At 72.3% G+C, this 6665-nt stretch carries 9 protein-coding genes; 6 read left to right on the top strand and 3 right to left on the bottom strand.

What is annotated here, in order from left to right; genetic code table 11:
* Positions 1-444: 444 nt before the first annotated feature.
* The 6 genes from ABZ457_RS28475 to ABZ457_RS28450 all read left to right on the top strand — a co-directional run bounded on the left by ABZ457_RS28475 (position 445) and on the right by ABZ457_RS28450 (position 4110).
* On the top strand, positions 445-1644 hold the full coding sequence (locus tag ABZ457_RS28475; RefSeq protein WP_359163184.1) for a S8 family serine peptidase: 1200 nt from the start codon (positions 445-447) through the stop codon (positions 1642-1644).
* A 96-nt stretch (positions 1645-1740) separates the two neighbouring features.
* Positions 1741-2352 (top strand): DUF1697 domain-containing protein, encoded by a 612-nt coding sequence (locus tag ABZ457_RS28470; RefSeq protein WP_359163181.1) that lies wholly within the window; start codon positions 1741-1743, stop codon positions 2350-2352.
* Positions 2345-2791 carry a nuclear transport factor 2 family protein gene (locus tag ABZ457_RS28465; RefSeq protein WP_359163178.1) on the top strand — a complete coding sequence of 149 codons (447 nt, stop codon included), beginning with the start codon at positions 2345-2347 and terminating at the stop codon, positions 2789-2791. The genes ABZ457_RS28470 and ABZ457_RS28465 overlap by 8 nt, the downstream gene beginning before the upstream one ends.
* Before the next feature lie 9 nt (positions 2792-2800).
* Positions 2801-3445 (top strand): DsbA family protein, encoded by a 645-nt coding sequence (locus ABZ457_RS28460; protein ID WP_359163175.1) that lies wholly within the window; start codon positions 2801-2803, stop codon positions 3443-3445.
* 196 nt (positions 3446-3641) lie between these two features.
* On the top strand, positions 3642-3893 hold the full coding sequence (locus tag ABZ457_RS28455; protein WP_359163172.1) for a DUF6400 family protein: 252 nt from the start codon (positions 3642-3644) through the stop codon (positions 3891-3893).
* The gene (locus tag ABZ457_RS28450; RefSeq protein ID WP_359163169.1) at positions 3880-4110 is read left to right on the top strand and encodes a hypothetical protein; all 231 of its coding nucleotides are present in this window, start codon (positions 3880-3882) and stop codon (positions 4108-4110) included. The genes ABZ457_RS28455 and ABZ457_RS28450 overlap by 14 nt, the downstream gene beginning before the upstream one ends.
* Before the next feature lie 79 nt (positions 4111-4189).
* On the opposite strand, the gene ABZ457_RS28445 is transcribed toward ABZ457_RS28450, so the two are convergent.
* The 3 genes from ABZ457_RS28445 to ABZ457_RS28435 are packed head-to-tail and all read right to left on the bottom strand — an operon-like array spanning position 4190 to position 6665.
* Positions 4190-4933, bottom strand: coding sequence for a sirohydrochlorin chelatase (locus tag ABZ457_RS28445; protein WP_359163166.1), 744 nt, complete (start codon positions 4931-4933; stop codon positions 4190-4192).
* Positions 4934-4939: 6 nt separating this feature from the next.
* Positions 4940-5869, bottom strand: coding sequence for an ABC transporter permease (locus ABZ457_RS28440; RefSeq protein ID WP_359163163.1), 930 nt, complete (start codon positions 5867-5869; stop codon positions 4940-4942).
* Positions 5856-6665, bottom strand: coding sequence for an ABC transporter ATP-binding protein (locus ABZ457_RS28435; RefSeq protein ID WP_359163160.1), 810 nt, complete (start codon positions 6663-6665; stop codon positions 5856-5858). Before ABZ457_RS28435 ends, ABZ457_RS28440 begins: the two co-directional genes overlap by 14 nt.

The raw sequence follows: 6665 nt of genomic DNA, 5'->3' as shown, positions 1-6665 counted from the left end.
CGGGCGCTTCGCGGTGGGCCGCGCGAGGGTTTCCCACGGGTCGCGGGGCCCTCGGCGTGTCCGAGGCTGTCGCCGGTCACATGCCGCCGACCTGTGCGTACGCGCGCTCGGGCGTCGGATACCGGCCGTGCGGAGGGGGAGAGTTTCGGCCGTCTCGGCCGGGCGGCCCGCACCCCGGCCGGACCGCCCGCCCCGCGTGGGCGGTACGCGCCACCGCCGCCCCGACCGGTGCATGTGCCGTACATGAAGCGGGTGTTGCCGCGGCTTGTCCGCCTTGCGCCCTGGTGGCCGGTTTCTTGTTAAGAAACCTTGTTGAACAAGTCACGGGTCCATGAAGGTCTTGATCTGAGCGTGTCAATCGGTCAGGGTTTCGAGTCAGCCCCCGGAGATCTTCCGTCCGAGGGCCAATCCCCCCACAAATGATGACGAGGAGACCCCCTCTTCATGGCAACTCACAAGCGCTCCAACCGCCGGATCAAGCTCACCGCGGCCGTCACGGCCGTCGCCGCCGCGGCCGGCGTCACGCTGCTCAACACGTCCTTCGCGGGCGCCGCGCCGGCCGAGGGCAAGATCTACGGCGCCAACGCCGAAGGCGCCGTCACGGGCAGCTACATCGTCCTGCTGGACGAGAAGGCGGACAAGAAGAAGCTCGCCAAGGAGTACGGCGGAACGTTCAAGCGCAACTACTCCTCCGCGGTCAACGGCTTCTCCGCCAGCGGCCTCTCGGAGACCGAGGCCAAGCGCCTGGCCGCCGACCCGGCCGTCGGCAAGGTCGTCCAGAACAAGAAGTTCACCATCAACGCCACCCAGGAGAACCCTCCCTCGTGGGGCCTGGACCGCGTCGACCAGGAGGACACCGCCGGGGACAGCAAGTACACCTACCCGGACACCGCCGGCGAGGGCGTCACCGCCTATGTCATCGACACCGGAGTCCGTGTCTCCCACGCGGACTTCGAGGGCCGCGCCACGCACGGCTTCGACGCGATCGACAACGACGACACCGCCGACGACGGCAACGGCCACGGCACCCATGTCGCGGGCACCATCGCGGGCGCCGCCCACGGTGTCGCCAAGAAGACGAAGATCGTCGCGGTGCGGGTGCTCGACGACAACGGCTCCGGCACCACCGAGCAGGTCGTCGCGGGCATCGACTGGGTCACCCAGAACGCCAACGGCCCCTCCGTCGCCAACATGAGCCTCGGCGGCGGCGCCGACGAGGCCCTCGACGAGGCCGTCCGCAAGGCGGTCGCCTCGGGCATCACCTTCGGCGTGGCGGCGGGCAACGAGTCCAGCGACGCGGGTCAGAGCTCCCCGGCCCGGGTCCAGGAGGCCATCACGGTCGCCTCCTCGACGGAGGCCGACGAGCAGTCCGACTTCTCCAACTACGGCGAGGTCGTGGACATCTACGCGCCCGGTTCCGACATCACCTCGGCCTGGAACGACAGCGACGAGGGCACCAAGACCATCTCCGGCACCTCGATGGCGACCCCCCACGTCGTCGGCGCCGCCGCGGTCTACCTCGCCGGACACCAGGACGCCGCCCCGGCCGACGTCGCCACGGCGCTGACCGAGGGCGCCACCGCCGACAAGATCACCAACCCCTCGGCGGGCACGCCCAACAAGCTGCTGAAGATCGTCGAGTAGTCCGGTAGTCCGGTAGTCGGGTACAGCCCGGCACCTTGACCGGCGGCCGCCGTGCCCTCCCCCACGGGGCACGGCGGCCGCCTTATCGTGTGGGCCATGACAGCCAGGTATGCGGCGCTGCTGCGCGGAATCAACGTCGGCGGCGCCCGCAAGGTCCCCATGGCGAGGCTGCGCGCGCTCCTGGAGGACCTCGGGTTCACCGGCGTCGCGACGTATCTCCAGAGCGGGAACGCGGTCTTCACCGACCCGGGCGCGGGCACGGCGCGGGACGCGGCCGATGCCGGGGCCGACGGCGGCACAGCTTCCGGCCCGGCTGCCGAGGCGGCCCTCGCCGCCCGGATCGAGGCCGGCATCGAGAAGGAGTTCGGCTTCCGGGTCGACACCCTGGTGCGCGACCACGCCTATCTGCGCGGACTCGTCGACGACTGCCCCTTCCCGGCCGCCGACCTGGCGGGCAGGCAGCTCCATGTCGTGTACCTCTCCCAGGACGTGGACGCGGCGGCCCTGACCGCCGCCCTTCCCGTCGACGCCCATCTGCCGGAGGAGTACCGCGTCGGTGACCGGGCCCTCTACCTCTACACGCCGGACGGCATCGGGCGCTCCAAGCTGGCCGCCGCGCTGTCCGCCCCCCGGCCGCTGAAGGGCATGGTGGCCACCGCCCGGAACTGGAACACCGTCACCAAGCTCGTGGAGATGACCCGTGACTGACTCCGCGACCGAGGCCGTGAACGCCGCGATGGAGGCCGAGTTCCGGCTCCTGGACCCGGCGGTCCGCGCGTCGCCGGAACTCCTCGCCGAACTGCTGCACCCGGACTACCGGGAGTTCGGCACCTCGGGCCGCCTCTGGAACCGGGAGACGATCATGACTGCCCTGCGCTCGCGCGACGCCCCGTCCCCGCGTCCCATCACCACCACACGGATGAAGGGGGTGCAGCTCGCCGCCGGGGTGGTGCATCTGACCTTCGACACCGAGTCCGGCGCCCACCGGGCCCACCGCAGTTCCATCTGGCGTCTGACGGAGACGGGCTGGCTGCTCTACTTCCACCAGGGCACCCGCTTCGGCCACGGGGCGGTGGCCCAGCCGCCCCAGGTGGCCCACGATCATGGGGCCCAAGTGGACCGTGGGCGGGGGCCATTGGCCGGTTAGGTTCGTCCCATGGACATCGCCACCGAGCCCAACGCCCCCACGGCCACCGCGCCCGCCACCGTGGACTTCTGGTTCGACCCCGCCTGCCCGTTCGCCTGGATCACCTCCCGCTGGATCCTGGAGGTGGAGCGGCGGCGCCCCGTGGACGTGCGCTTCCACGTCATGAGCCTGTATCTGCACAACCTCGGCAACGAGCTGCCCGACTGGTACCGCGATCTGGTGGACCGCTCCCTCGGTGTGGTGCGCGTGGTGGCCGCGGCCGCGCAGCACCACGGCGACGGGGTCCTGCGCGACCTCTACACCGCGCTGGGCACCCGGATCCACCGTGAGAAGAACGAGGACTTCGCCGTGGTCGTCGCCGAGGCCCTGGCCGAGACCGGACTCCCCGCCTCCCTCGCCGACGCGGCCGGCGACCCCGCGTACGACGAGGCCGTCCGGGCGAGCCACGACCGGGGGAAGGATCCGGCGGCGGACGGGTATGTCGGGACGCCGACCCTGCATGTGGACGGGGCGGTGTGGTTCGGGCCCGTCCTCGGCGCGATCCCCCGCGGGGAGGAGGCGGCCCGGCTCTTCGACAGCTTCCGGGTGCTCGCCGGGCACCCGCAGTTGTTCGAGGTCAAGCGGACCCGGACCGGGAGTCTGTCCTTCGACTGACGGGCCGGGGACGACCTGTGGGTTCCCTCACAGCACCTCTCCGCGCAAGGGAGATTCGTAACTATATGTCCGAATTGTGCTGCGCTGTGTCGACCGTCCGTTTCAGGCGGTGACGAGCTCTTCGAGCTGACGCTTCCTCGGTTAGGCAAGCCTTGGTAGACACGACGGGTCCGGTCCCACCAGCCGAGGGAACAGCATGCGTCACGACCAGGAAGCGGACCTCCACGCCTTCGAGATCGACCTCACTCACGAGGAGGCCGTCCGCCGCGCCGCCGTGCTCGCCGCGATCGGGGACGACTGGGACCCGGTGGCCGTGCTGGCCGGCGAGGAGGAGGCGTACCGGCTGCTGTACTCCGGGCTCGACGCCGAGCAGCAGCGCACCTACGACCGGCTCGTGGCGGCCGGGGTGCTCCCGGCGCGGGACGGGGACGGCCGTGCTGCCGCTTGACCCCACCGCGGACATCGGCCGCCGCGCCTGGGTGCCCTGCCCGGGCTGCGCGGACCACCGCGACTGCGTGGTCTGCGAGGAGGGCCGGACCTGCCGCGCCCACTGGCGCTATCTGCTGTCCAACGAGGGCAGCCGGCTGCACCTCCAGTGCCCCGGCTGCACCCATCTCTGGGCCCATGAGACCGGCTTCGGCGCCGGCGGCGTCCGCCGCGCCTGACCCCGGGCCCGCGTCGCGCCTGACCGTCTGACCCGACCGGACCCGCGTGGCCCGGGCCGGGTGGACCGGCCGGGCCGGCTCAGGCCGTGGCCCGCAGCTCCCGCACCGCGCCCGCCTCGTCGTACCGGTCCAGCAGCAGCCGTGCCAGTTCCGGGGCCGGGCCCAGCACATCCGCCAGGACATCGGCCCCGGCGGCCGCCGCGCCCTCGGCGATCCGGTCCGGCAGCCGCCCCGGCGCGATGACGTACGGGGCGACCGCCACCCGCGCGCAGCCCTCGGCGCGCAGGAGCCGCACCGCGTCCTCGGTGCGGGGAAGGGATGCGGAGGCGAACGCAGGTCGCACGGCGCACCAACCGGTGTGCCGCAGCTCCCGCGCTGTTTCGGCGATCACTGCGATCGCCTCCGGGTCGGAGGAGCCCGCCGACGCCAGCACCAGGCCGGTCGAGCTCTTGTCGGCCGGGCCCAGCCCGGCCTCGTACAGCCGCCGTTCCACCGCGGACAGCAGCAGCGGTGACGGGCCGAGGACCTCGGCCTGCCGCACCCGCAGCGCCGCGGGCGCGCCCCGCAGCACCGCCGGGATGTCCGACTTGGCGTGGAACGCCCGCGTCAGCAGCAGCGGCAGCGCCACCACGTCCCGCTCGCCGTCGGCCGCCAGCCGGTCCAGGACCTGCGGTACGGACGGCGCGTTGAAGTCCAGGAACGCGACCTCGGTGCGCAGTCCGGGCCGCAGCGACCGGGCGCGCCCCACCAGGGCGTGCACGGTCGCCGCGTGCCGCGGATCGCGGCTGCCGTGGGCGACGACGAGCAGGACGGGACGGCGCATCGGGGATCAGCCCTTGACGAGGAGACCGCGGCTGCGCAGGACCCACCGCTCCAGCGGGCTGAAGATCAGCAGGTCGATCGCGATGCCGACGGTCAGGATGAGCAGGATGGCGAGGAAGATGCCGGGCATGTCGAAGTTGTTCCGGCCGTTCTCCAGCAACTGGCCCAGGCCCAGGCCGAGATCGGGGGAGGAGGCGATGATCTCGGCGGCCATCAGGGAGCGCCAGGAGAAGGCCCAGCCCTGCTTGAGGCCGGAGAGGTAGCCGGGGAGGGCGGCCGGCATGACGATGTGCCAGGCGCCCCGGAGCCCGGTGGCCCCCATGGTGCGGCCCGCGCGCAGGAACAGCGGCGGGACCTGGTCGATGCCGGACACCAGGCCGTTGGCGATCGAGGGGACCGCGCCGAGCAGGATGACGGTGAACATCATCGTGTCGTTGAGGCCGAACCAGAGGACGGCCGGCGGCACCCACGCCACGGACGGCAGGGACTGGAGCCCGGAGAGGATCGGTCCGATCGCGGCGCGTACGAACTTCACCCGGGCGACCAGCAGTCCGAGGGGGGTGCCGATGGCGAGGGCGAGGAGGAAGCCGAGCAGGCCGCGGGACACACTCGTCCAGACGACCTCCAGCAGGGTGCCCTGTGCCCACATGGTGGCCAGGCTGTCCCAGACGGCGGACGGCGGCGGGAGCTTGTAGCTGTCGGTGACCTCGGCGGTGACCAGCAGCTGCCAGACCACCAGCACCAGCACCACGGCGGTCACCGGGGGCAGGACCTTCTGCACCAGGATCTGCCGCAGCGGTGTGCGGGTGCTCTGCACGGTGTCCAGGGCGTCGAGCCCGGCCTCCAGGCCGGCGAGGTCGTCGGCCCGTGCGGCGCCCTTCGCCGGGGTGTCCCCGGCCTTGGTCACGGCCTGCTCGGTCGTGTCAGTGCTGGCCATGGCGGCGGATCTCCCCACGCAGTTCCTCGGTGATCTCGACGGACAGTTCCGCGACGGCGGTGTCCTCGATACGGCGCGGCTGGTCGATGCCGACGGTCCATTCGCGGGCGATGCGGCCCGGGCGGGAGGAGAGCAGGACCACGCGCTGGGCGAGGCGGACGGCCTCGCGCACGTTGTGGGTGACGAACAGGACGGAGAGGGAGGTCTCGTTCCAGATCCGGGTCAGCTCGTCGTGGAGGACGTCCCGGGTGATGGCGTCGAGGGCGGCGAAGGGCTCGTCCATCAGCAGCAGGTCGCTGTCCTGGGCGAGGGCGCGGGCCAGGGCCACGCGCTGGCGCATGCCGCCGGACAGTTCATGGACCCGCTTGCGGTGGGCGCCGCCGAGGCGGACCAGTTCGAGGAGGCGTTCGGCCTCCTGACGGCGTTCGGCCTTGGGCACACCGCGGAGTTTGAGGGCGAGTTCGATGTTGCGTCCCGCCGTGAGCCAGGGCAGCAGGGCGTGTTCCTGGAACATCAGGGCGGGCCGGCCGCCGGGGGTCTCGATGGTGCCCGAGGTCGGGCGGTCGAGTCCGGCGACCAGGTTGAGCAGGGTGGACTTGCCGCAGCCGGAGGCCCCCAGGAGGGTGACGAACTCGCCCCGGCCGACATCGAGAGTGATGTCGTCGAGGACGAGCTGCCGCCCGGCGGGTCCGGTGAAGGACTTCGAGACGTGCTCGAGGCGGGCGGCGGGGGCCGCCGTGCTGCCGGCGAGCCGGTCGGTCCCGGCGGCGGCCTCGGTGGTGGTCGTGATGGCCAT

This window comes from Streptomyces sp. NPDC005805 (genome assembly GCF_040630445.1).
Taxonomy (GTDB): Bacteria; Actinomycetota; Actinomycetes; order Streptomycetales; family Streptomycetaceae; genus Streptomyces.
This window is presented reverse-complemented; position numbering and strand designations above follow the sequence as displayed.